This window comes from Lactobacillus sp. 23-2, assembly GCF_044902225.1.
GTDB lineage: Bacteria > Bacillota > Bacilli > Lactobacillales > Lactobacillaceae > Lactobacillus > Lactobacillus absianus.
In genome coordinates this window covers 1-22968 of record NZ_JAOQBX010000014.1, presented here as the reverse complement: position 1 = coordinate 22968, position 22968 = coordinate 1, and the positions used below count along the sequence as shown (strand labels likewise).

The window sequence follows — 22968 nt, the reverse complement described above, 5'->3', positions numbered from 1 at the left end:
CCTCACTAAACTAAAGACATTTTAACAAAAAGCCGTTCGCAATTCTATCACATTGGAGAGGAGTTAGATAATTCTTAATGTGTCCGCAAAAACTCAAAAACCGCTGCTCTAAAATCTTCAGCCTCAGCGCGCTGCCCTACTGGTTCAGCTTCCTCCTACCGGCCCTGATCTTTTTTGCCTATTTTGCCAGCAAGGGCTATAACGTCCTGACGGTGGATCTGGGCCAGCAGTACGTTGATCTGCTGGCCTTCTACCAAAAGAACCTCCTGACCCACCCTTTGCGCTTGATCTATACCTTCGCAAGCGGCTTAGGCAATTCAATGCTGGGGACGGATGCCTATTACCTGCTCAGCCCCTTCAACCTACTGCTCCTGCTCTTTCCGCAAAAGCAGCTGCCCCTGGCCATCCTGGTCCTGATCTCCGTAAAGATCGGGGCCATTGGCCTGGCCAGCTATGAAGTCTGGCAGACCAAATACCCGCTTAGAAGCGCCACCGCCCTGGCGGCCAGCCTGGCTTATGCCTTGTGCGGCTTCGTGGTGGCCAACAATTTGAACTTGATGTGGCTGGACACCCTTTGCCTGCTGCCATTTTTGGTCCAAGAGATCGACCGGCTCTTCGTCAAGCATCCCCTGGCAGGCAAAAGCCACTTGGTCCTAGTCACCTTCCTCATCTGGTTTACCAACTTCTATACTGGCTACATGGCCCTGCTGTTTGGCGCGCTCTATCTGTTTTCCCGGATGGTCATCAACTGGTCAAAAACCGACGCCAAGTTCATCTGGCGGGCCTTTGGCCGCTACCTGTCAGCCAGCGTGATTGCCAGCTTCCTCTGCCTGTTCATGCTCTTGCCGACTCTGGCCGAGCTGCTTCAGGGCAAGGCCGATTCTGACGCCGTCTGGTCCTTCAGCTGGCAGTTTGCCCCCCTCAAGATCTTGGGCAAGCTGGCTGTAGGCTCCTACAGCTTTGGGGAAATGGAGGACGGGATGCCCAACCTCTTCATCGGCAGCGGCTTTCTGCTGGTCGCTTTGATCTACTTTTTTGACCAGCGAATCAAGCTTAAAGAGCGCCTGGCCAATTTCGCCCTCTTCTTCTTCCTGGTCCTGTCCCTGGACTTTACTCCCTTGGTCTTGATCTGGCACATGGGCCAGTTTCCGGTCTGGTACCCGGGCCGCTTCAGCTTTATTCTGGCCTTTTTCGCCCTTGACCTGGCCTTGGCGACCATCAGCCAGCCGGTCGCCTTCTCCTTGCTCCAAAAAATTCTGGCCTCGCTTTTCGCGGCTGGCTTGGCGATCTACTTGATTCTGAATCCCAGCCACCTGAATTTCTTAAGCCAGGATGACGTCCTGGCCAGCTGCCTCTTCCTCCTGACCGCGCTTTTGTATATCTTTTTCATCCATGGCTTTCACAAGTACGGGGCCTACTACCTCTGCCTATTGGCCATGGCCGAAATGTCCCTCAACTTAGTCTGGTCCCTGAACGCCTTGTCCTACCAGAACAATCAAGACTACTCCAAGTTCGCCGTCAACGTGAGTGAAGCCGCCAGCTGGCAGCAAAAGCATGATCCTACCCTTTACCGGCTGGAGAAGACCTTCAGCCGGTCAGATGATGACCCCTTCACGGGCGGCTACTACGGGATCACGACCTTCAATTCCATCAGCAACCGGGCAGTCTCAAGCTTCATGACCAGCCTGGGCTACGTCCACAACAGCAACTCCTACACCAACCAGGGCGGCACCTTGATCACGGACAGCCTCCTGGGCATCAAGTACTACCTGCAACCCAACTATTCAGCTGACGGAGTCTCCGCCAAGGCCCGGATGGCTTATGACAACCTGATCCACCGGGCTGACCTCTTCAACTGCTATCCAAGCAAGCAGTTCAAGCAGGTCAGCATCCTCAAGAACCAAGCGGCCCTGCCCCTGATCTTTGCTACTGACGCCAAGACGACTGCGGTCAAGTTCGTCAACGACGATCCGGCGGCCAACCAGGAAATCCTCCTGGCCAAGCTGACTGGACAAAAGCGGCTCAAGCTGTTTGACGACCTGAATCTGCCGGCCTACAAGCTGTCCAACCTGAAAGCCAAGTCCAACAACGCCCTGGCCTTCAGCAAGGTTAATCCGGCCAAGCCAGCCAGCATCACCTTCTACTTCACCCCCGACAGCAACGATTCCTACTACTTTGAGCTGCCAAGCGGCTTTGACTTTAAAAAGGACTCCCTCACGGTCAACGACATCTTTTATGACTTTGAAAGCCGCGACGACCAGACCCGCTTGGTCAATATTGCCTCGGGACAAAAGGGCAATGAAGTCAAGATCGTCTTCACCCTGCAAAAGAACTCGCTTGACCTCTTTGGCGCCCGGATCCTGCACCTGCAAAACCAACAGGTCAGCCAGGCCTTGGCCAAGTTGCGCCAGCCCAAGCTCAAGCTTTTCCAGGCAGGCAGCCTGTGCATCAAGTCCAGTGCCTTCACGCTGGCCAAAAGCAAGCGGCTGGCCTCGACCATCCCTTATTCCGCGAACTGGCTTGTCTATGACCAGGGCCAGCGGGTAAAAAACGGCAAATATGCCAATGTCTTCTTGACCTGGAAGCTGGCCAAGGGCAAGCACCAGCTGACCTTAATCTACGTGCCCCGGCTCTTCCTTTTCAGCAGCCTGCTTTCCTTGATCACCCTGCTCCTTTACAAGATTTGGAGCCGGCTTAGCGCGATCAGGCGCTATGACCAGGATGGCAATTATCCAATTTAAAAATGACAGCAAAAAGCGCTGAACAAAGCTAATTGTTCAGCGCTTTTCTTTTGTTGTGCTTTAAATGACCGTGCTTAGTGAGTCGTCTTCACGTCGTTGATTACGACGTCGTAGCTGACGTTGGCAGCGTCAACGTTGATCTTGACGGTTTCACCCTTCTTGTGGCCCAAGAGTGCCTTGCCGATTGGGGATTCGTTGGAAACCTTGCCGTTGAATGGGTCTGATTGGCTTGAACCCACGATTTCGTAAGTTTCAGGCTCGTCTTCGCCCACTTCGGTAACCGTTACCGTCTTGCCAATGCTTACTTCGTCTGGGTCGACTTCGTCGGCGTTGATGATGACCGCGTACTTCAATTGTTCAGATACTTGGTCGATTCTTTCTTCCAGACGCATTTGTTCGTCTTTAGCTGCGTCGTATTCAGAGTTTTCTGATAAGTCACCGTATGAACGGGCAATCTTCAAACGTTCTACGATTTGTGGCCGCTTAACAAACTTCAGGTTGTGCAATTCTTCTTCCAATTGCTTCTTGCCTTCGGCAGTCATTTCATATCTTTTTTCAGGCATATTAAAAATTCTCCTTTATTTCAACGCTTTGCATTGTTAAATATTAGAGTTTTATCACTTGAAAGTCAACAATTAACGAATAGTTGCGTCCACTTTTTCTTCCAAGGCATTTTGGACTTCAGTCATGGCCTTGCTTACGACTTCATCAGTCAAAGTGTCCTTTTCGTTCAAGAAAGTCAACCGGTAGGCCAGTGACTTCTTGCCATTAGGCAGGTGGGCACCAGCGTAGACGTCGATGACGTCAACCTTGACCAGGTACTTGCCGGCGTTGTCCTCGATCGCGGAGACGACCGCCGCGTTAGTCACGTCTTTATCAACCAGGATTGACAGGTCGCGTTCAACTGCTGGGTACTTCGGCGCTGGAACTGACTTGACGCCCTTGGTCATCAAAGGCAGGATCTTTTCCAGGTTCAGTTCGTAAACGTAGATCTCCTTGCCGGCGAAGTTCTTGTCGCTGACGGTCAAAACTGGGGCGATCTGCCCGATCAGCCCAACGTATTCATCGTTGATGTAGATGCCAGCAGTTCTGGTTGGGTGCATCCCGTTGACGACTTCTGGCCGGTATTCAATGCCCTTGCTGATGCCAACCATTTCCAAGAGGTCTTCCAGCTGCCCCTTGACGTAGTAGAAGTCGATCTTTTCATCCTGGTGCTGCCAGTTGCTTTGGCCGGCATTGCCAACGTAAGCGGCAGCCAGATGTTCGTGTTCATTGTATTCACCGTTGGCCTTGTCATAGACGCGGGCGTTTTCAAACAGCTGCAACTCAGTCTGCTTGCGGGCAAAGTTGTAGGCAATCGTGTCCAACAGACCGCAGATCAGGTTCTGGCGCATGGTCGTTCTGGATGAGTTCAGCGGCCAGTTGACCTTGACTGCTGGCAGCGGCTGCTTGACGAAGGTCGTGGCCATTTCATCGCTGGTCAAGGAGTAGTTGATGGTTTCAGTCAAGCCTTGGCCTTCAGCCAGGTTGCGCAGGTGGCGGATCTTGGTTTCTTCTTCAGTGTAGCCACCGGAGATTTCGCCGGTTTCCGGGTGGGTTGACTTGATGTTGTCGTAGCCATAGATGCGGCCGACTTCTTCAAAGAGGTCAGCATCAATGAAGATGTCCCAGCGGCGGTTTGGCACCGTGACCGTGTAGCTGTCGCCGTCAGTCGTGATGGCGAAGTTGAGCTTGTGGAAGATCTTGACGATCTCGTCCATTGACAGGTTGGTCCCCAAGAGCTTGTTGGTCCGGCTGGCAGTCGTGGTGATTACGACCGGATCGCGCTTTTCGTCAGTTGCCTTGACTTCACCGGCGCAGACCGTGCCGTTGGCGTCGTTTCTCAGGATCAAGGCGCAGGCGTCCAGGGCCTTTTGGGTGTTGTCCCAGTTGATGCCCTTTTCAAACAAGGCGGAAGCATAGGTCCGGTTGTCGTGGCGCAGGGCAGCCTTTCTGATCAAGGCTGGGTCAAAGACCGCGGCTTCCAGAATCACGTCAGTGGTGCTTTCAGTAACTTCTGAGTTGTAGCCGCCCATGACGCCGGCCAGGCCAACGGCCTTTTCGCCATCGGTAATCACCACGTCTTCTGGGTCCAGGTCCAATTCCTTCTCATTGAGCAGCTGCAGCTTTTCGCCCTCCTTGGCCAGACGGACGTCGATGCGGCCATTCTTGAACATAGCGGCATCATAGGCGTGCATTGGCTGGCCAGTCAGCAGCATGACGTAGTTGGTGGCGTCAACGACGTTGTTGATTGGACGAATGCCGGCGTTCCAAAGGCGAGTCTGCATCCAGAGCGGACTTTCGCCAATCTTGACCCCAGTTACCTTTCTCAGGTAGTACTTTGGCGCGACCTTGACGTCGGCAGTGGCCGTGAAGCCGTCAGTCCAGTCTGGACCGTCTTCCTTGAGAACGACGTCCTCAATCTTTGGCTTTTGGTCAATCAAAGCCCCGACTTCGTAGGCTGCCCCTTCCATTGATGAGGTGTCGGCCCGGTTTGGCGTAATGTCAAAGTCCAAAATGTAGTCATCCATCCCCAGGGCCTTGAAGACTTCTTCACCAGGCTTGAGGCCTTCTTCATGGAAGACAAAGATGCCGTCAGCATACTTTGGCGGAACGAGGGCATCAGCAAAGCCGATTTCCTGCAAGCCACAGATCATCCCATCGGAAACTTCCCCGCGCAGCTTGCCCTTCTTGATCTTGTGGCCGCCGGCAATGTGGGCGCCTGGCAGCGCCACGATCACGTCCTGGCCAGCAGCAACGTTTGGCGCCCCGCAGATGATCTGCTTAGGTTCCTCTTCTCCCACGTCAACCGTGGTCTTGTGCAGGTGGGTTCCTTCCATCAGCTCGCAAGTCAAGACATGGCCAACGACCAGCTTGCTCAAGCCGGCTTGCGGGTGAACCGTGGAGGCAATCTCAACCCCGGACCGGGTCAGTTTTTCAGCTAAAGCGTAGGGATCTACGCCTTCCATGTTCAAGAAATCTTTCAACCAATTGTATGAAACTAACATTAATCTTCCTCCTGACGGAATTGTTGTAAGAAGCGGACGTCATCACTGTAGAAGTCGCGGATGTCGTCAACGCCATAACGCAAGATGGCAAAGCGGTCCAGCCCCAGGCCAAAGGCAAAGCCGGAGTAGACGGTTGGGTCAATGCCGGCGGCGCGCAGAACGTTCGGGTGCACCATGCCGGCCCCCAGAACTTCAATCCAGCCGGTGTTCTTGCAGATTGCGCAGCCCTTGCCGCCGCATTCAAAGCAGGAAACGTCCATTTCCACGGATGGCTCAGTGAATGGGAAGTAGCTTGGACGCAGGCGCGTGTCTCTGTCTTGACCGAATTCGTGCTTGGCCACGCGTTCCAAAGTCCCCTTCAGGTCGCTCAAGGCGATGTTCTTGCCGACTACCAGCCCTTCCATCTGCATGAACTGGTGGGAGTGGGTGGCATCGTCATCGTCACGGCGGTAGACCTTGCCTGGAGAGATCATCTTCAGGTCGCTCTTATTAAAGTCATGCTTTTCCATGGTCCGGGCCTGCACTGGTGAAGTCTGGCTTCTCAAGAGGCGGTCAACGTCAACATAGAAAGTAGCTTGCATGTCGCGGGCCGGGTGGTTCTTTGGCAGGTTCAGCATTTCGAAGTTGTAGTGTTCGGTTTCGATTTCAGGACCTTGCACGACTTGGTAGCCCATCCCGATGAAGAAGCGTTCCAAATCGTCCTGGATGATGCGGATCGGGTGCTTGGAGCCCATGTGCTGACGGCGGCCTGGCAGAGTGACGTCGATCTTTTCAGCTTCAAGGCGCTGCTCGATCATCTTTTGTACCAGCTCATCCTTGGCTTGGGCCAAGCTCTCATTGAAGGCGTCGCGCAGCTCGTTGACCTTTTGGCCCACTTCCTTGCGCCGCTCTGGGGCAACGTCCTTCATTTGGTGCAAGATCTGGGTCAGTTCGCCCTTCTTGCCGACCAGCTTGACGCGGACGTCGTTCAAGCTCTTCTCGTCAGCAGCTTCCTTGATTTCTTCCAGCCCCTGCTCACGCAGGTCTTTCAATCGATCAAATAAATCCATGTAACTAATTTCCTTTCAACAAAAAAAGCTCCGCCCCCCAAAAAGGGACGAAGCTTCGCGGTACCACCCTAGTTTAGGCACCAACAGGTGCCTACGCTCTTTGCCGAATAACGGTGGCCGCCGGAATTGATTAGATTCTACTCGCAAGATGAAATTCACAAGCCTTGCCTTAGCTTCCTCTCAGTTCACCAAGAAGCCTCCCTGTCAAAGCTGGGCCCTGCTACTAGTCTTGTTCTTAGTAATTAATTAGAATAATAAGGCAAAATCAAGCCGAATGCAAGCAGCTTTTAAGCCCATTTGTCCGCCCAAAGGTGAACTTGCTCAAAAACCGGCTTCAATTCCGCGCCTTTTGGGGTCAACGTATAGAGTACGATCTTGCGCTCTTCATCCTTGGACCGGTTGACGATCCCTTCAGCCTCCAGTTCCCGCAGCCGTTCCACCAGCACCCGGTCAGAGCAGGCGCCAACGGCATGGGCCAGGTCTCTGAAGCGCATGGCCTTGGTATCGCACAGGGAGCTGATAATCAAGCCGTTCCACTTCTTGCCTATAATCTCGAACGCCTTGACAAAGCGCTGGCACATTTCATAGTTTTCCGCTGGGACGCAGTCACAGGGACTGTCCTTTAATTCAGCAGCTTCCGCCATATAGATTCCTCCTAAGAATTATCATTCTGATTTATGATCCTATTTAAGCATAATCAACTTACCAAATACAAGTGAAAAGCCTAAACAGACCCGTCCAGCCTAGGAGAAGTAATAGATCATGATCCCAGCGGCTACGGCCGCGTTGAGCGATTCAGCCTGGCCCTTGATCGGAATATAGAGCTTCTCGTCGGAAAGCTCAGCCACGTCCTGACTGACCCCATGGGCTTCATTGCCGATGACCAAGGCCAGCTGCGGCACTTGGTCAAAGTCCTGCAGCTGCTTGGCTTCCCGGTCCAGCATTGAGGCATAGACCGGAATGTCCGCCGCGCGGAAGGATTCAATGGCGCTGGCCAAAGGGTACTTCAGCAAAGAAAGGTGGAACTGGCTCCCCTGCATGGCTCTTTGAACTTTGGGATTGTAAAGGTCGACCGTCCTTGGCGACAAGACCACCCCATCAAAGCCAGCGGCATCAGCCGTTCTGATGATGGTCCCCACGTTGCCCGGATCAGCCAGGTCATCGAGCAGGACCCACTTGCCCCAAGTGAAGTCGAAGTGGTCCGGCTGGTTGATTTTGACCGTCATGAAGATTTCCTGTGAGTTCTTGGTTGAGCTCAAATGGTGGGCCACGGCGCTGTTGATCTTAACCAGCTTGTCTTCATCATAGTCCTGGTCCAAGCGGCTGACCGCGTCCGGCGTAGCCAGCAGGTACTGGTACTTCTCCTTGGCCTTCAGGGCTTCTTCCACCAAGTGAAAGCCCTCAATCAGGTAGTAGCCGCTTTCCTCGCGGTACTTCTTCTGGTCCAGCTTGGCAATGGACTTAATTAAGCGGTTGTTGACAGATGTTATTTCTTGCATGATAAAATACTCCTTAGAAATACTATTCTAATCGAACTTGCAAAAAAATTAAATCATAAAACTGAGGGGGATCAAATATGGAAACTAGAAAAATGCAGGTTTACGGCGTCGTTCAAGGGGTAGGCTTCCGCTGGGCAGTTCAGATGCAGGCCCAGGAAATGGGCTTGCCGGGCACGGTGCGCAACAATCCTGACGGCTCGGTCACCATCGTGGTGCAAGGCGAGCCAAGCGAGCTTGACGCCTTCACCAAGGACTTGGGCAAGGCAGCGCATTTTGCCCATATTTCCCGAATTGATACAGAAATCGTGCCGGAAATGGAACAACTGCACTCTTTTCATGTATTATATTAGGGTAGCCTAAATATCTGGAGAGTTAATACGAAATGAACAAAATCAAAAAATATCTTTTGCCAACTGCTGGCTTAGCCGCCATGACGCTGCTTTTGTCAGCGTGTCAAAGAAGCACGTCCAAGAGCAATGTCATGAAGGCGCCAACGGCTGGTCCTTACTACTGGGTCTACAAGTGGATCGGCCTGCCCCTGCAGCACATTGCCGTCAACCTGAGCCACGCCATTGGCGGAGCCAGCGGGGCCGGCTGGGCGATCGTCATCATCACCCTGGTCGTGCGCTTGATCTTGATGCCGTTGATGCTGAACCAGCAGCACAAGGCCATTACCCAGCAGGAAAAGATGCACCGCATCCAGCCGCAGATGGCCCTGCTGCAGAAGGCCTTGAAGACCGAAGGCTTGACGCCCCAGCAGCAGATGGAGCTCAGCGGCCTGCAAAGAGAGATCTACTCCAAGAACAACATCTCTTTGACTGGCGGCATGGGCTGCCTGCCCCTCTTGATCCAAATGCCGATCATGATTGGGATCTACCAGGCCGTAGCCTATTCCTCAGCCTTGGCCCACTCCACCTTCTTTGGGATTTCCCTGTATGACAAGTCCATGCTCTTGGCGATCGTCGCCACCCTCTTGGCTTTGGCTCAAAGCGGGATTTCAACCATCGGCATCCCTGAAGAGCAGAAGAAGACCATGCAGGCTACCCTGCTCATGAACCCAATCATGACCTTCTTCTTCTCCATGTCCTTCTCCGGAGCCCTGGCCCTTTACTGGGCAGTCGGCAACCTGGTGATGGTCATCCAGCAGCTGATCACGACCTTCATCGTTCAGCCGCATGCTAAGAAGCGGATTGAGAAAGAGCTGCAAGACAAGCCTATCGTGGAAGTCGTTACCCAGGCCAAGCTGGACAGCATCATCAACAGGCCAGCTGCCAAGAGCCAACAGTCAGTCGCTGACTCCAAGCAGCACCAAGACCTGCGCAAGCGCAACCAAGGCAAGCAGCAGCGCAATAAACATAAATAAAGCTGACAAGCAAAGCTTGTCAGCAGACAATAAAACAGCTCATGCAATGCATGAGCTGTTTTATTTGGCCTTAAAAGGCGCTTATTCTTGTTTTCCAGCATCTTGGCTCTGTTGACCTGGCAAGACATTTCCTTGGCCTCCGGCTGCCTCTTGGGCAGCTTGGCGGGCTTCCAGGCGCTTGACGTCGGACTCGCTCAAGATTGGGAAGGTGATTCTGAACTGGCTTCCCTGGCCCAGGACTGATTCCACGCTGATCTCGCCATGATAGGACTCAACCAGCTTCTGGGCGATGGACAGGCCTAAGCCGTTGCCGCCCTTCTCCCGGGTTCTGGCCTTGTCGACCCGGTAGAAGCGGTTGAAGATCTTCTTCTTGTCTTCATCCGAAATCCCTTCGCCGTAGTCTTGAACCACGATCTGGCACTCGCTGCCTGCCTGGCCGGCAGAAACGGTGATCTCCTTGCGGTCGGTTGAGTACTTGATCCCGTTGTCAATCAAAATGATCAAGAGCTGCTCCAAGTGCCCCTGGTAGATCTGGATCTTGGTTTCCGGATCCAGGTCCGAGACTTCCAAGTGGATCTCAAAATCAGGGTGGACCATGGCCATGTCGCCTACGACCCTGGTCAAGACCTCCATTGGCTCGGTAATCGCGTTTGGATAGTGGACGCTGATCTGCTCTGCCCGCGTCAGATCCAGCATTTCCTGAATCAAGTGCTTCATCCGCTCCGCTTCTGAAATCGAAGCATCAATAGATTCTTCCAGAATCTGGGGATCATCCTTGCCCCACCGCTTCAACATGCTCAAGTGGCCTTCAATGACGGCTACGGGCGTCCGCAGCTCGTGGGAGACGTCGCTGACGAACTGCTTCTGCTGCTCAATGTACTTTTGCATCCGGTCCAGCATCCTGTTGAAGGACAATCCCAGCTCTTCCAGCTCGTCATTGCGGTGCAGCTCCGGAATTCTGACCGAGCTGTTAGGGTCTTCGTTGACCTCTCTGGCCACCTTGGACATGATCTTGATCGGCTTGACGACGTTGCGCACGACCACATAAGAAACGATGATTGCCGCCAGAATCCCCAGGCAGGAGAGCCAGGCCATGACCCGCACGGTCCGGTGGATCAAGCGGTTGTAGCTGGTCATCACGTTCTTGACCACGATGTAGCCCGTCAGCTTGCCGCTGGTCCGGTTGCGCACTTCCTGGTAAACGTAAAGGACGCTTTGCCCCTTCTTGTCGTCTTTGACGACCGTCTTCTTGCTCCCCGAGAACTTCACCAGTTTAGGCGCGGTATCCCCGTTATGGAAGACGATCTCATCGCGCAGATTATAGATGGCCACGGTAACGTCAGGATTGGTAATCGTCGTCAGTACGCTGTCGCTGAAGACCGAGCTCTTGTTTGAGCTCTGGTCGTTGGGAATGGTTGGCCCCCCGTTCAGCAGGCGCTGGGTATCCGGCGACAGCTGCTGGATGACGCTGGTAATTTCCAATTCGCGGTCAATCCCCACCAGACGCTTGCGCAAAGTCGTTACCACTTCGTTTGAAACGTCCTTTTGCTGGGTGAGGGATTCCTGCTTGACCGTATTGAAGACAACCCCGCAGAAAACAAGAAAAGAGACCGCGATCGTCAGCGCGACGATGCTGACCCATCTCACGATCAGTGAGACGCGTCTGGTCCCTCTCTTCTTGCCATTGCCCTTATTCGGCATTGTCGTCCTCATCTCTTACCATGTAGCCAGTCCCACGCACTGTCTTGATGTATGAAGGCTTGCCAGGAATGTCGATCTTGTTGCGCAGGTAACGCACGTAAACTTCGACAACATTGGTTTCAATGTTGGATTCTGGGCCCCAGATCTGGTTGAGCAGCTGGTCCCGGCCAACGACGTTATTCTTGTTTTCAATCAAGGTCATCAGCAGGTTGTATTCCCGCTTGGTCAAGTCAACCGTCTTGCCATCGCCCCGGTGGACGATCCGGTTGGCGGTCTCAATGGTCAGGTCCTTGAACTTGACCACCTTCTGCCGCGGCACTTGTTCCTTTGAAGCATCCTTTTCAATCTTGACCCGGCGCAAGACGGCACGCAGGCGGGCCAGCAATTCTTCAATCGCGAATGGCTTGACGATGTAGTCGTCAGCGCCGTGGTCCAAGCCGGAAACCCGGTCGATCACGGAGTCGCGGGCCGTCATCATGATGATCGGCGTAGTCTTGACTTGTCTTACCCGGCGGGCAATTTCCAACCCGTTCAATTCTGGCAGCATCAAGTCCAGCAAGATTGCGTCAAAGTCCTCATTCAAAGCGGCGTCAAGCCCCTTGCGGCCGTTATTCTGCACTTCAGTCTCATAGCCTTCATGCTGAAGTTCCAATTCAACGAACCGGGCCAGGTTCTTTTCGTCTTCAATAATCAATATTTTCGCCATAGTTTTCAAATTCCCCTAACAGAAAGTTTATTTTCTCTTCAATTGTCGCTTTAATTAATACAAGTCTCATCTTAAAGCTAATTTTAATAATTCTAGCATAGCCCAAAAATCGAATTTTAACAAGAGACCAATAAAAAATAAGTTCCGGCTGGATTAATTCCAGCTGGAACTTATTTTGCCTCAGCCTTCATTCAAGAATGCTTTAGTCTTTTTTATTATTATTCTTATCTTTGTCTGACTCTTCTTTGCCTGAGTCTTCTTCAGCCTTCATCTGGTCCAGCAGGCCCTGCAGCTGGGCAAAGGCCGGGTTGACCTTGTCCTTCTTCTCTTCGGCAAATTCAGCTTCAGACACGACTTCCCAACCCTGGCCTTCCGGGTAGACGTCCTCCTCTTCTTCCTCCTTGGTCAAGACCGTGGTCGGAATGTTCAAGAGAATGTTGTCTTCAACCGCCTTCTGCACGTCGATGTCGTCATCCGCGAGCGGAATGATGAACAAACCCATTTCCTTCTCTTCTTGAGTCGGCTCATGGTCGGAGTAGTTCTCGACGAAAGAGAAATGCTGCTGCAGCGGCACTGGCGCCAGGCTCCGCGATGACGGCACCACCAGGTCGGCTTTGACCTGGTAGTTGGCCGTTACGAAGGGCTCATCGTAAAACAGCTGACCGCTGACGTGGGCCTGCTTGACGTCAATGACCAGGTTCTTGGCCCGCTCGTAGAAGTCACTTCCAAAGTCCAAGTCGGCATCCACGACGGTCATTGGCTCACGGCTGTTTTTGATCTGAAAATAAGACAGTTTAAGCATTAGTTTACCTCCAGGGGGCGGTGGCCAAAGTTTTGGTCGACCCCAATCATTTGTTCAAACAAGCGGTCGGTTCTGACCTGCAGGCCCAAGGTTCCGTTTTGGGAATTCTTGCGGTCAACCTTGGAAATGATGCTGACCGCGAAATCCTTGCGCTCCTTCTTCAGGTACTTGCGGCCCGCCTTGCTGTAGCCTAAAAGCATGGTCGAAACGTCGTCGTAGCTGTGCAGGACGTCGCTCGTCGTCACGTTCAACAGAACGTACAGGCTCAAGCGGCGCAGGCGGGAGTAAGTGTAGCGCTTGGACTTGACGTGGCGCAGGAATTCGGAAAAGTCCTTGGCCAGGTGAATTTCCGCCTTCATCTTGTACTCCAGCCCCTCGCTCATCTGGTAGATCTGCTGCAGCTCAGGGATGGACGCTGATTCCAAGCGATATTTCAAAAGCGGGAACAGCAGGTCCCAGTTGGGCAGGGTTCTCTGCTTCCTGATGTCGGCAATTTCCCCCGCTGGCAGCCACTGGGCCAGGTCTTCGCCCTTTTCCCCGTTCAACAGCAGGTTGCGGATGGCACTGGCGCTCTGGACGACCTTTTCCCGCTGGAGAATGTCGTCATGCCCGGCCCCGACTCTAGTGACGGGGTGCAGATGCAGCGGCATCCCCAGATTGGCATTGGCCACGGCATAGGCCAGACCCAGGATGGAGTTTGGCTCGCTGATCTCATGGCCAACTTCCCGGGCAACCATCTGATTGTACTGAGTCGAATAAGTCTGGCTGTAATCGGCAAAGTCCTGGCGCTGGCGCGGGATCTTGGCAATTTTCTGGCCAAAGTACTCAAAGTTGATGTTGGCATCTTCAACCCCAAAGACCAGGTCGCTGCAGCCCAGCTTGGTCAATAGCTCCACACCGCCAGTCGCGAACATGTCCGCGGGCTGCACCGCATAGGAAAAAGGCAGCTCAAAGACCAGGTCCGCCCCAGCCGCCAAGGCGGCCTTGGCCCGGGACCACTTGTCCAAGATGGCCATTTCCCCTCTTTGGACGTAGTTGCCCGACATCACGACGATGACTGGATCATCCCCGGCCAAAAGCCGGGCCTGGTTCATCAGAAATTCATGTCCGCTGTGAAATGGATTATATTCCGCAATAATCCCAACAACGCTCATTGCCTAGTCTTCCTCGATTTCCACGCGCTTGCCGTCAGCCCACAGCTTCTCCAGGTTGTAGAAGGCCCGGGCGTCTTCGGTAAAGATGTTGACGACTACGTCGCCCAAGTCGACCAGGAGCCATTCTGAGTCGTGGTTCCCTTCAACGTGGTAGTCGTAGTAGTCATGCTTGTGGCATTCCTCGATCACGCTGTTGGCAATGGCGTGCAGCTGGCGGCTTGATGAAGCGCTGGTAGCTACAAAAAAGTCGCTCAGGATGCTGATCCCGCGCATGTCATATGCCTCGGTGTCCTCACCGTGGCGTTCGCTGATGGCTTTCAATACGATGTCTAATAACTCTTCGCTCTTCAAATGTAATTTCTCCTATTGTTATTTTTGGTGTTTTTGCTTGTCTTTGGCTCTTTCCTTGGCCTGCAGCTGCTTCTGACTGTCCGCGGCAACTGCCCAGACATTGTAGGCTTCCAGGGTTCTTGGGTAGATCTTGGCCCGCTTTTCAGCCAAGTATTCCAAGGTATGGGCCAGTTCATAGCCGACCCCGGCATTCAGATCGGCAAAAGCAGTCTCGCGGGCTTCCTCAACCCCTGGAAAGTCCCGGCCGGGCTCAATGAAGTCTGCCACGAAGACGATCTTGTCCAAGGTGGTCATCTCCTTGTCACCTGTCGTGTGCCGGTTGACGGCCGTCAGGATTTCCGGATCCGCGATCTGCAGGTCCCGCTTGATGAAGTAGGCCCCAACGATCCCGTGCCAGATGGCCCGGCTCCAGTTGAGCAGGTCAGGATCAAAGCCTTCTTCCTTGATGGCCTGCACGTAGTCAGCCACGGGAATCTGCTTGGCATAGTCGTGCACGAAGCCCGCCAAGGCAGCCTTGTCTTCATCATAGCCGTTGAGCTTCGCCAGCTTGCGGGCCGTCTTGGAAACGCCGATGCAGTGCTTGAAGCGCTTCTCGTCCATCATGCTCTTTTCCTTAGCGATGATCTCATCGCTGGTCAAAGGCGAATAGGTTTCCTTAAATGCCAGCTTAGTCACGGTAAAGCCCCTTTTCTTCAATATACTTGCGCACCGGCTCTGGCACCAGATAGCGGATTGAGGTCCCCGTAGCCACGGCCCGGCGGATATAGGTTGAGCTCAGGCGGATGTCGGGAGCGTCGACCCAGATCATTGAGTAGTGCGGATCCTGCGGGTAGCCCGGCCGGCGGATGCCAACCAGGGTGCACAGCTTGGCCAGTTCGTCAGCGTCCTTCCACTTGTGGAAGCTGTTGACCTGGTCGCTGCCCATGATCAGGTAGTAGGTGTTCTCCGGGGCCTTCTTGGTCAGATAGCGCATGGTGTCGATCGTGTAGGACACGCCGCCTCGGAACAGCTCCAGCAGCTTGACCCGGAAGCGCGGATTTTCCCGCGTTGCCAAGTCCAGCATGGTTGCCCGGTCCCGGGCAGAAATCTTGATTGGCGCGTCCTTGTGCGGGGGGATATTGTCCGGGATGAACCAGACCTCATCCAAGTGCAGCTTGGTCATTGCCTGCTCGGCAGCAACCAAGTGGGCGATGTGGACGGGGTTGAAAGTCCCGCCCATGATTCCGATCTGCTTGCCGCGGCCGCGGTGGTCTTCTTCTGTTTGAACCTTCACGCCAGGTTCTTTGCTGAAATCTACTAATGAATCCATGATCAACCTCTAATTAAAAATGCTAAATTAAAGCTCTTCTGGTTCCTAAGCCAATTCCGCCCGGAGTGTAAGCCTTGATCAAGCAGCCGGCGGGGACGGTGATAAAGCCGACCCCGGCAAACAAGACGTCGCTTCGGTATTTAATATTGTATTCCTGCCCCTTAAGCGCTGGCAATTCATCCTTGGCACCTGGCGGGGTCAGCAGCTCGCCGACATGCTTTTCGTAAAACTCGTCAGCCTTCTCCGTCTTGGTCCGGTGGACATACATGCTTCTTGAGGCATAAACCGTAAAGGAAGTCGATGGCCCTTGCAGGTAGTCGATCCGCCCTAAGCCAGCCAGGAAGATCGTATTTCCAGGCAGCAATTGGTAGGTGGCCGGCTTAAGCGGCTTCTTTGGCGCGACAATGTCCAGCTCCTTTGGATCCAGCTTGCTTGCCAATTGCTTCTTGGTCATGATCCCTGGGGTGTCGACCAGGAAGTGGCCGTTGTCCAGCGGAATCTCGATCCGGTCCAAAGTGGTTCCCGGAAAGCGGGAAGTCGTGATCAGGTTCTGCACGTCGCCCATTTCGTCGATAATGGCGTTGATCAAAGTCGACTTGCCGACGTTGGTCGTGCCGACGAAGTAGACGTCCTGATCCTGGCTGTGCAGGTTCAAGTACTTAATCAGCTCATCCAGGTTCTTCTTCTTGGCCGCGGAGATAAGAAAGATTTCCTTCGGGTACAAGCCCATCCGGTTGGCCTCTTGCCGCATCCAGTCCTTGATCTTGGACTCCTTGGAGTTGAGCGGGAACAAGTCGAATTTGTTGCCGACCAGGATAAAGTCGTTGCTGCCGACAAATCTCTTCAGGGAAGAAATCAATGAATTGGAGAAGTCGAACAGGTCGACTACGTTCACAATCAAGGCCTTCTTAGCAGCCAAAGAGTTGAGCAGGGCCAGGAAGTCGTCATTGTCCAGCTCCACTGGCATAATTTCATTGTAGTGCCGCAGGCGGAAGCAGCGCTGGCAGTACACTTCCTCGCGCTCACCGCTTTCAACCTTGGCCAAGGCTGACTGTGGCAGATAGCCGGCTTGCTGGCTGTCTTGGCTTTGCAAGACTGACCCACAGCCAATGCAACGAATTTCTTCACTCATGTAATTGTTTCCTCCTTGAACTTTCTTTATAGTGCCTCTCCTAATTATATAGAAAAATTGGGGTTTAACAAAGAAAAAGCGCATCTAGCTCAGAGCAATGTCATTAAGTTAAGGGAGTGACATAAAAAGAACCGTATTATCCAAAATTTGGGGCAGCGATTTTCATGCACAGCAGCTAAAAAGCACACAATAGCATGGGCTTCAGCACTCTGGCAAACCTTGTCCTTTCTGCCGGATGTGATCTATAGTGACAAGAAACCGATTTTTTCTAAAAAGGAACAGCATAATCTGCAGCACTTTTCAAAAACTTAATTTAGTTAATAATCACAGTTGTCGTTGTCAAAATTGCGGAGGTGCCACTTAACTATATTATGCGCAAATGTCGATTGCTCTATTTTTCAACAGCAACCGTCCCTTTATCACTTATTTTCAATCTTGTTATAACCTCCCCCTTGTCACCCCTTTTCAAAGCTTCTATAGTTACAGTCATCAGCAAGAGCTGATCCATTATTTATCTTTTAGAAACGGAGGGAAACATGATGGAAGTTCCTAGCAAAAAAATCGGCAGCTTATCTGGTGAATGGCAGATCGCCTCAAATATCTTCAAAGGCTCACTGGGAAACATGATTGAGTGGTTCGACTGGTATGTTTACGCTTCATTCTCAATCTACTTCTCAGCTGCGTTTTTCCCAGCCAGCAACCAGACCGCTGAGTTGCTTTCAACGGCTGCCGTCTTCGCGATTGGCTTCTTGATGCGGCCCCTGGGCTCCTTGATCATGGGCCAGTTTGCTGACAAAAAAGGGCGCAAGGCTGCCTTGACCCTGTCAGTCACAATCATGACCGCTGGGTCCTTGATCATTGCCTTTGCCCCAACCTACGCCCAAGTGGGAATCATCAGTCCAATCATCCTGGTCGTCACCCGGATGGTGCAAGGACTCTCCCTTGGCGGAGAATACGGCACCAGCGCCACCTACATGTCGGAAATGGCCAGCCGGGGCCGGCGGGGCTTCTACTCATCTTTCCAATACGTGACCCTGATCGCTGGCCAGCTCTTCTCCTTGCTGGTCCAAATCATCCTGCAGCAGATCTTGACCGACGACCAGCTCTACGCTTTTGGCTGGCGCATCCCCTTCATTATTGGTGCCCTTGGTGCCATCGCCGTCCTCTGGCTGCGCCTGTCCATGGACGAATCCGCCCAGTTCGTTGCCAAAAACAGGCAAAACAAGCAGGCCGGCAGCTTCACTCTTTTAATGAAATATCCTAAGCAAGTTGCCATCGTCGTCGGGATGACCCTGGGCGGCACGATCAGCTTCTACTCCTATACCACCTACATGCAGCAGTTCATGATCAACTCGGCCGGCATGGATAAGGAAACGGTCGCCCTGATCAACTTCTTGGTTCTTTTGGTCATGGTCGCCCTGCAGCCCCTCTTTGGCCATATGTCGGATAAAATCGGCCGCCGCCCCCTCTTGATTTTCTTTGGCATCGGCGGAACTCTCTTGACCGTCCCGCTCTTTACCTTGCTCGCTCATGTAACTACTGCCTTGCAGGCATTTCTTCTAATGCTGACGGGCGTGGTCATCGTTTCCGGCTATACTTCAATCAATGCCATCGTCAAAGCGGAACTCTTCCCAAGTGAAATCCGGGCCTTAGGCGTTGGCCTGCCATACGGATTGACTGTCGCTCTTTTTGGCGGCACTTCCCAATACGTCGCCTTATACATGCGGTCAATCGGCCATGAAAGTCTCTTCTTCTACTACGTCTCATTCGCAGCCTTCATTTCTCTTTTGGTTTATGTCTTTGCCTTAAAAGGTCATCGGTCAGCACTTGACGATGAAGCATAAGACAGATGCAAACAACGCTCATATGAATTCGGCTTTGAAGCAGCCTGCTTTATATCGTGGCTATCGGCTACTGGCAATCCGGATGGCAAGCATTCCTGTTTCCGGGCAATATTCAAACAAAAAAGACACCCATCTAACTTAGATGAGTGTCTTTTCTCTTAGCGTTCGTTGATTAAGCTAAAGCCTTCTTAGCAGTTTCTGCTAAAGCGGCGAAAGTCTTTTCGTCGTTGTAGGCGATGTCAGCGAGCATCTTACGGTTCATGTCAACGCCGGCAAGCTTCAAGCCGTGCATCATCTTTGAGTATGACAAGCCGTTTTGACGAGCAGCTGCGTTGATCCGGGCGATCCACAATCTTCTGAATTCGCTCTTGCGCTTCTTACGGTCGCGGAATGCGTACTTGTATGAAACGAATAATTGCGTAGAAGCAGCCTTAAATTGAACGTGCTTTGAGCCACGGTAACCCTTGGCAAGCTTCAAAACCTTCTTACGACGTGCGCGTGTAACAGTACCACCTTTAACTCTTGGCATCTGAAAATCCTCCTAATATCGTTAGTGTATTAATAAAAATAGTAAATTAACGCATTTGGGAAAGCATTTGCTTGATGCGCTTCAAGTCGCTAGCTGATACCATAGCGGCCTTTCTCAAATGACGACGTTGCTTCTTGGTCTTGCCGTGGAAACGGTGACCAGTGAAGGCGTGGTGACGCTTCAAACCGCCGTTACCAGTTCTCTTAAAACGCTTTGCAGAAGCGCGGTGGGTTTTCATCTTTGGCATGGTAAAATTCCTCCAATTAACTATTTTTTATTTTTGTCTTTATCGCTCTTAGGACTGAGCACCAAAAACATTTGACGGCCTTCCATTTTTGGACGGCTGGTTACAACAGCAATATCCGAAGTTTCTTCGGCCATCTTTTCCAGCACTTGTTGTCCTAACTCCTTGTGCGTGATCGCACGGCCTCTGAAACGAATCGAAACACGAACCTTGGCGCCTTCTTTTTCAATGAACTTGCGTGCATGCTTCAACTTGGTTTCGAAGTCATTGCCTTCAATCGTCGGACTCAAGCGAATTTCCTTGACGCTGACTTGCTTGGAATTCTTCCGGCTTTCCTTCAACTTCTTTTGTTGTTCGAAACGGTACTTGCCGTAGTCAAGAATCTTGGCAACTGGTGGCTTGGCATTTGGTGAAATCAAAACCAAATCAAGGCCAGCATCGCTCGCCTGGCGCAGAGCTTCGTTCTTTGACACAACCCCAACCTGCTTGCCGTCAGCATCGATCAGCCGAACTTCACGAGCACGGATGCTTTCGTTGAGGATCATGTTGTTTTGTTTCTGTGGTATAACTGTTCACCTCCATGTTAATTTCGAGGACAAGAAAAAAGCGGGTAATCAAAGCCCGCCTTTAAAATCAACAGAAAATATCGATTTGCCCAGAGGTTCATTAACTTAGGCGAGAAGCGGGGGCTTCTTCTTGTTCTCAACTTTTTCTATTGTACTAGGTCTAAGATTGCCCGTCAAGGGCTAATTTCACTTCGATCTCATGAGAGTCTTCGGCGCTGATATCGTAATAGCGCAAAAGTGCTGCTCGATTTTTAGGCATACCAAGCTTGTCAATGCAGTCTGCCAAGACTGATTTGATCAATGACTTTTCTTTAATTTGCTGAGGAATAGTGCCGCAGCCCCCGTTGCCAAAACTTAACCGAAAGCCAGTAGAGCAACGGCAAAAAGGCCAGCAGGTACAAGAGCAGCCAGCCGCCGTGGCCTGACAGCCAGTCGATCGGCAGGTTGCTGACCAGCAAAAGCGGAATCAGCCAAGTAAAGAGCTGCTGGATGATCCGCGGAAAGATCTGCTTGGGCCGGGCGGCAAGACTGACCAGGTCCTCCACGATCCCGCCCAGGGCAGTCAGTCCTTCAAACCAAAATAGCAGGGTCAAGCAAAGCTGGTTCAATAGAAAGATTAAAAACGCCGTCAGGACAACCATGCCTGCCACCAATGCTGCTTTCCCCCCTGCTTTTTCCACGCAAAGATAGTGGACAAGCAGACCGCCTGACAAGAGCAGGTTGAAAAAGCTTGGCACGTCCAGGCTCCGTCCTACAGCCAGCCAATAGCTTGAGCTGGGACGGACCAGCAGATAGTCCAGGTTGCCCTCCAAAATGTCGTCCCCCAGGCTTTCATGACCCAAGATAAAGAACAAGTTGTACAGGTAGACCGCGCTATTCATGAAGCTGATTATGATGAAATAACGGTTGGCCGTCCAGCCCGCCAGATTTTCGCCCTGGCTGAAATAAACTTTCCCAGTAAACAGCTCGATCAGCAGAAAGACCGCGGCCAAAATAAAAGTGATAATGCTGGTGCCACGGTAAATCAAAAATTCTTCCAGACTTTGCTGCCAAATAGCTTTAATCGTGCTCATGCTCCTGCCCCCTCAAAAGTCTTGATTCCCTTTTTAAAAAGCACCTGTTCCAGCAATAGGCTCAGCAAGAGCCAGGCCACGACGGCCAGGCAATTTTGCCCAAACTCGCGTCCGTTGACTGAAGCCGTCAGCAGCCGGGCTGGAAAGTCGGTCACTAATGAAAAAGGATTGTACTGCAGATACTTGTAAGCTGGTCCCAACAGGCGCAGAGGAAAGTACAGGCCGCCCAGCAGGAGATAGATCGCGTTGATGCCGCTGCGCAGGGGCCACATATTGAGCAGCCAAAAGCTGAGCATGGCCAAGGCCATCATCAGGCTAAAGAACATCAAACTGCTCATAAGCAGGTAGACCGCCAATAAGAACAGGCTGCCAGCACTTTTCAGCAAAAAGAGCAGCAAAAGCAGATAAAGCACGAGCAGCGGGGTCTGCAGGCCCACGTTATAGCTGAACAGATACCAATATAAGGACAGTGGCCGGGTCAAATAGACTGACAGGCTCCCAGTATTGACCATATCCGCGAATTGAAAGACCGGACCAGTGGTAAAAATCAGGCTGACCAGGTTCGTGACCAGCAGATAGCGGGCCATTTGCCTGAAGCTCTCGCCTTCCGCGAGAATAAACCTCCACATCAGGATCGTGACCAGCAGGCTGGCCAGCTGCAAGGCCAGCTTCATCACCGTATTCGCCCGGTAGACCAAGCTGTTCTTCAAACCTAAATAATAAACTGGCAAATATTTTTTCATTCTTTTTCTCTTTGGTAAATTTTCAAGATTACGTCTTCTACCGAGACCCCAGTCTTGCTCAAAGAAATAATCTGTTCTGGACGAAATTCTTCCATTTTCGCGAACAGCTGACCAGGATCATGAATGACTTCCTCACGCACGTCTGCCCGGTCGCCAATCCAATATTTCAGACAGTAAGCATCAGCCTGCTTAATCTGCAGGGGCAGCTTGCTCAGTTTGTCGTCAAAAATCAGCTCGCCCTTGCTCAAAATCAGCAGCCGCTTAGCCAAGGCCTCAAGATCGCGGACATTGTGTGAAGTTAAAATGATCGTTGTCCGGTGCAGGCGATTTTCTTCCTTTAAAAAGTCATAGATCTTCTCCTGAGTCAACAGGTCCAAGCCGATGGTCGGCTCATCCAAAAACAGGTAACGGGGATCATGAATCAATGAGCAGGCCAGTTCACAGCGAATCCGCTGGCCCAGTGACAGCTTGCGGACCGGCAATTTGATGATCTCGCTGATGTCCAGCATGGCACATAATTCTTGCAGCCGCTGCTGATAGCGGTCTGGTTTCAGCTGGTAGATGGCCGCCAGCATGTTCAAGGTGTCGGCCGCCGGCAGATTCCAGGACAGCTGCGACTTCTGGCCAAACATGACGCCAATCTGCCGCAGCAGCTACTTTTGCCGGCTTCCTGGGGCAATCCCGGCAACCGTTACGCGCCCCCTGCTCGGCTGGATGATTCCCGTCAAGAGCTTGGTCAAGGTGGTCTTCCCCGCGCCATTTGGCCCGATCAAGCCGACGATCTCACCGTCTTGGATGGTCAGATTGAGATTCTTGAGGGCCGGTACCGCCTGGTACTGGCGGTGAAATATATCCCGCAAAGCTCCTTTTAAGCCCGGTTCCTTGCTGAAAGTCCGGTAGTCAAACGACAATTGATCAATTTCAATCATTTTGTTTTTGATTAAGCTCCTCATTTTTTGTTAATGTTTTCTCGGAAAAGTTTAATCTTTATTTTAAAAAAGTCAAGCCATTTCTTCCCTGGATACACAAAACTAGCCCGCTTTTCTAACGCAATAAAAATGGCTCTTTGTCAAATCTTACTGATGCTTGTCAAGGAGTTTTATATGATTTTGATA

Annotated in this window: 21 protein-coding genes, 2 pseudogenes and 1 other annotated feature; of the genes and pseudogenes, 4 read left to right on the top strand and 19 right to left on the bottom strand. The window is 52.2% G+C overall.

The window, feature by feature from the left end:
* The first annotated feature begins 77 nt into the window (after nucleotides 1–77).
* Nucleotides 78–2741: a YfhO family protein gene (locus tag OCH80_RS06410; protein ID WP_404539077.1), complete on the top strand. Its 2664-nt coding sequence runs from the start codon at nucleotides 78–80 to the stop codon at nucleotides 2739–2741.
* Between the two features lie 74 nt (nucleotides 2742–2815).
* Here OCH80_RS06410 and greA read toward each other — a convergent pair whose 3' ends face one another.
* The 5 genes from greA to OCH80_RS06385 all read right to left on the bottom strand — a co-directional run bounded on the left by greA (nucleotide 2816) and on the right by OCH80_RS06385 (nucleotide 8336).
* The gene (gene greA, locus OCH80_RS06405) at nucleotides 2816–3304 is read right to left on the bottom strand and encodes a transcription elongation factor GreA (RefSeq protein WP_206988454.1); all 489 of its coding nucleotides are present in this window, start codon (nucleotides 3302–3304) and stop codon (nucleotides 2816–2818) included.
* Between the two features lie 72 nt (nucleotides 3305–3376).
* Entirely contained in the window at nucleotides 3377–5788 is a 2412-nt protein-coding gene (gene pheT, locus OCH80_RS06400; RefSeq protein ID WP_404539075.1) for a phenylalanine--tRNA ligase subunit beta, read from the bottom strand.
* Nucleotides 5788–6837 carry a phenylalanine--tRNA ligase subunit alpha gene (gene pheS, locus OCH80_RS06395; protein WP_404539072.1) on the bottom strand — a complete coding sequence of 350 codons (1050 nt, stop codon included), beginning with the start codon at nucleotides 6835–6837 and terminating at the stop codon, nucleotides 5788–5790. Before pheS ends, pheT begins: the two co-directional genes overlap by 1 nt.
* A 287-nt stretch (nucleotides 6838–7124) precedes the next feature.
* Nucleotides 7125–7481: a helix-turn-helix domain-containing protein gene (locus OCH80_RS06390; RefSeq protein ID WP_154547674.1), complete on the bottom strand. Its 357-nt coding sequence runs from the start codon at nucleotides 7479–7481 to the stop codon at nucleotides 7125–7127.
* A gap of 99 nt (nucleotides 7482–7580) precedes the next feature.
* Entirely contained in the window at nucleotides 7581–8336 is a 756-nt protein-coding gene (locus OCH80_RS06385; RefSeq protein ID WP_206988458.1) for a TrmH family RNA methyltransferase, read from the bottom strand.
* Nucleotides 8337–8413: 77 nt separating this feature from the next.
* Here OCH80_RS06385 and OCH80_RS06380 point away from each other — a divergent pair, with 77 nt between their 5' ends.
* Entirely contained in the window at nucleotides 8414–8686 is a 273-nt protein-coding gene (locus OCH80_RS06380; protein ID WP_404539069.1) for an acylphosphatase, read from the top strand.
* Nucleotides 8687–8718: 32 nt separating this feature from the next.
* Complete coding sequence (gene yidC / locus OCH80_RS06375) at nucleotides 8719–9699, top strand: membrane protein insertase YidC (protein ID WP_404539066.1); 981 nt, start codon at nucleotides 8719–8721, stop codon at nucleotides 9697–9699.
* A gap of 81 nt (nucleotides 9700–9780) precedes the next feature.
* On the opposite strand, the gene OCH80_RS06370 is transcribed toward yidC, so the two are convergent.
* The 8 genes and pseudogenes from OCH80_RS06370 to yqeH all read right to left on the bottom strand — a co-directional run bounded on the left by OCH80_RS06370 (nucleotide 9781) and on the right by yqeH (nucleotide 16854).
* Nucleotides 9781–11400 carry an ATP-binding protein gene (locus OCH80_RS06370; protein WP_404539064.1) on the bottom strand — a complete coding sequence of 540 codons (1620 nt, stop codon included), beginning with the start codon at nucleotides 11398–11400 and terminating at the stop codon, nucleotides 9781–9783.
* On the bottom strand, nucleotides 11390–12106 hold the full coding sequence (locus OCH80_RS06365; protein ID WP_154547664.1) for a response regulator transcription factor: 717 nt from the start codon (nucleotides 12104–12106) through the stop codon (nucleotides 11390–11392). The genes OCH80_RS06370 and OCH80_RS06365 overlap by 11 nt, the downstream gene beginning before the upstream one ends.
* 202 nt (nucleotides 12107–12308) lie before the next feature.
* Nucleotides 12309–12908, bottom strand: coding sequence for a DUF177 domain-containing protein (locus OCH80_RS06360; protein ID WP_404539060.1), 600 nt, complete (start codon nucleotides 12906–12908; stop codon nucleotides 12309–12311).
* A complete protein-coding gene (locus tag OCH80_RS06355) occupies nucleotides 12908–14062 on the bottom strand; it encodes a nucleotidyltransferase (protein ID WP_404539058.1) in 1155 nt (384 codons plus the stop codon). Before OCH80_RS06355 ends, OCH80_RS06360 begins: the two co-directional genes overlap by 1 nt.
* 3 nt (nucleotides 14063–14065) lie before the next feature.
* Entirely contained in the window at nucleotides 14066–14413 is a 348-nt protein-coding gene (gene rsfS, locus OCH80_RS06350; protein ID WP_154547658.1) for a ribosome silencing factor, read from the bottom strand.
* A gap of 90 nt (nucleotides 14414–14503) precedes the next feature.
* Nucleotides 14504–15088 (bottom strand): annotated as a pseudogene (gene yqeK, locus OCH80_RS06345) (bis(5'-nucleosyl)-tetraphosphatase (symmetrical) YqeK); the annotation flags it as partial.
* The gene (locus OCH80_RS06340) at nucleotides 15081–15722 is read right to left on the bottom strand and encodes a nicotinate-nucleotide adenylyltransferase (protein WP_302187930.1); all 642 of its coding nucleotides are present in this window, start codon (nucleotides 15720–15722) and stop codon (nucleotides 15081–15083) included. The pseudogene yqeK and the gene OCH80_RS06340, both read right to left, overlap by 8 nt.
* 22 nt (nucleotides 15723–15744) lie before the next feature.
* Nucleotides 15745–16854: a ribosome biogenesis GTPase YqeH gene (gene yqeH, locus OCH80_RS06335; protein WP_404539054.1), complete on the bottom strand. Its 1110-nt coding sequence runs from the start codon at nucleotides 16852–16854 to the stop codon at nucleotides 15745–15747.
* A 536-nt stretch (nucleotides 16855–17390) separates the two neighbouring features.
* Between yqeH and OCH80_RS06330 the strand changes: the two genes are divergently transcribed.
* Nucleotides 17391–18698 (top strand): MFS transporter, encoded by a 1308-nt coding sequence (locus OCH80_RS06330; RefSeq protein ID WP_404539051.1) that lies wholly within the window; start codon nucleotides 17391–17393, stop codon nucleotides 18696–18698.
* Between the two features lie 172 nt (nucleotides 18699–18870).
* On the opposite strand, the gene rplT is transcribed toward OCH80_RS06330, so the two are convergent.
* From rplT to OCH80_RS06300, 6 genes and pseudogenes are all read right to left on the bottom strand, one after another.
* Nucleotides 18871–19227 (bottom strand): 50S ribosomal protein L20, encoded by a 357-nt coding sequence (rplT, locus tag OCH80_RS06325; RefSeq protein WP_002879237.1) that lies wholly within the window; start codon nucleotides 19225–19227, stop codon nucleotides 18871–18873.
* A gap of 46 nt (nucleotides 19228–19273) precedes the next feature.
* Complete coding sequence (gene rpmI / locus OCH80_RS06320; RefSeq protein ID WP_154547650.1) at nucleotides 19274–19474, bottom strand: 50S ribosomal protein L35; 201 nt, start codon at nucleotides 19472–19474, stop codon at nucleotides 19274–19276.
* A 20-nt stretch (nucleotides 19475–19494) separates the two neighbouring features.
* Nucleotides 19495–20016 (bottom strand): translation initiation factor IF-3, encoded by a 522-nt coding sequence (infC, locus tag OCH80_RS06315; RefSeq protein ID WP_154547648.1) that lies wholly within the window; start codon nucleotides 20014–20016, stop codon nucleotides 19495–19497.
* 47 nt (nucleotides 20017–20063) lie between these two features.
* Nucleotides 20064–20175 (bottom strand) — a sequence feature (ribosomal protein L20 leader region).
* Between the two features lie 173 nt (nucleotides 20176–20348).
* Nucleotides 20349–21110, bottom strand: coding sequence for an ABC-2 family transporter protein (locus OCH80_RS06310; protein ID WP_404539045.1), 762 nt, complete (start codon nucleotides 21108–21110; stop codon nucleotides 20349–20351).
* Complete coding sequence (locus tag OCH80_RS06305) at nucleotides 21107–21853, bottom strand: ABC-2 family transporter protein (RefSeq protein ID WP_404539042.1); 747 nt, start codon at nucleotides 21851–21853, stop codon at nucleotides 21107–21109. The genes OCH80_RS06310 and OCH80_RS06305 overlap by 4 nt, the downstream gene beginning before the upstream one ends.
* Nucleotides 21850–22782: pseudogene (locus OCH80_RS06300) on the bottom strand (ABC transporter ATP-binding protein). The gene OCH80_RS06305 and the pseudogene OCH80_RS06300 overlap by 4 nt, the downstream one beginning before the upstream one ends.
* Nucleotides 22783–22968 lie beyond the last annotated feature (186 nt).

Coding starts and splice junctions, on each gene's coding strand:
- greA (WP_206988454.1), bottom strand. CDS start 3,304: ATGCCTGAAAAAAGATATGAAATGACTGCCGAAGGCAAGAAGCAATTG.
- OCH80_RS06380 (WP_404539069.1), top strand. CDS start 8,414: ATGGAAACTAGAAAAATGCAGGTTTACGGCGTCGTTCAAGGGGTAGGC.
- OCH80_RS06355 (WP_404539058.1), bottom strand. CDS start 14,062: ATGAGCGTTGTTGGGATTATTGCGGAATATAATCCATTTCACAGCGGA.
- pheS (WP_404539072.1), bottom strand. CDS start 6,837: ATGGATTTATTTGATCGATTGAAAGACCTGCGTGAGCAGGGGCTGGAA.
- OCH80_RS06305 (WP_404539042.1), bottom strand. CDS start 21,853: ATGAAAAAATATTTGCCAGTTTATTATTTAGGTTTGAAGAACAGCTTG.
- rpmI (WP_154547650.1), bottom strand. CDS start 19,474: ATGCCAAAGATGAAAACCCACCGCGCTTCTGCAAAGCGTTTTAAGAGA.
- OCH80_RS06310 (WP_404539045.1), bottom strand. CDS start 21,110: ATGAGCACGATTAAAGCTATTTGGCAGCAAAGTCTGGAAGAATTTTTG.
- pheT (WP_404539075.1), bottom strand. CDS start 5,788: ATGTTAGTTTCATACAATTGGTTGAAAGATTTCTTGAACATGGAAGGC.
- infC (WP_154547648.1), bottom strand. CDS start 20,016: ATGATCCTCAACGAAAGCATCCGTGCTCGTGAAGTTCGGCTGATCGAT.
- yqeH (WP_404539054.1), bottom strand. CDS start 16,854: ATGAGTGAAGAAATTCGTTGCATTGGCTGTGGGTCAGTCTTGCAAAGC.
- OCH80_RS06330 (WP_404539051.1), top strand. CDS start 17,391: ATGATGGAAGTTCCTAGCAAAAAAATCGGCAGCTTATCTGGTGAATGG.
- OCH80_RS06410 (WP_404539077.1), top strand. CDS start 78: ATGTGTCCGCAAAAACTCAAAAACCGCTGCTCTAAAATCTTCAGCCTC.
- OCH80_RS06360 (WP_404539060.1), bottom strand. CDS start 12,908: ATGCTTAAACTGTCTTATTTTCAGATCAAAAACAGCCGTGAGCCAATG.
- OCH80_RS06370 (WP_404539064.1), bottom strand. CDS start 11,400: ATGCCGAATAAGGGCAATGGCAAGAAGAGAGGGACCAGACGCGTCTCA.
- rplT (WP_002879237.1), bottom strand. CDS start 19,227: ATGCCAAGAGTTAAAGGTGGTACTGTTACACGCGCACGTCGTAAGAAG.
- OCH80_RS06365 (WP_154547664.1), bottom strand. CDS start 12,106: ATGGCGAAAATATTGATTATTGAAGACGAAAAGAACCTGGCCCGGTTC.
- OCH80_RS06340 (WP_302187930.1), bottom strand. CDS start 15,722: ATGGATTCATTAGTAGATTTCAGCAAAGAACCTGGCGTGAAGGTTCAA.
- OCH80_RS06385 (WP_206988458.1), bottom strand. CDS start 8,336: ATGCAAGAAATAACATCTGTCAACAACCGCTTAATTAAGTCCATTGCC.
- yidC (WP_404539066.1), top strand. CDS start 8,719: ATGAACAAAATCAAAAAATATCTTTTGCCAACTGCTGGCTTAGCCGCC.
- OCH80_RS06390 (WP_154547674.1), bottom strand. CDS start 7,481: ATGGCGGAAGCTGCTGAATTAAAGGACAGTCCCTGTGACTGCGTCCCA.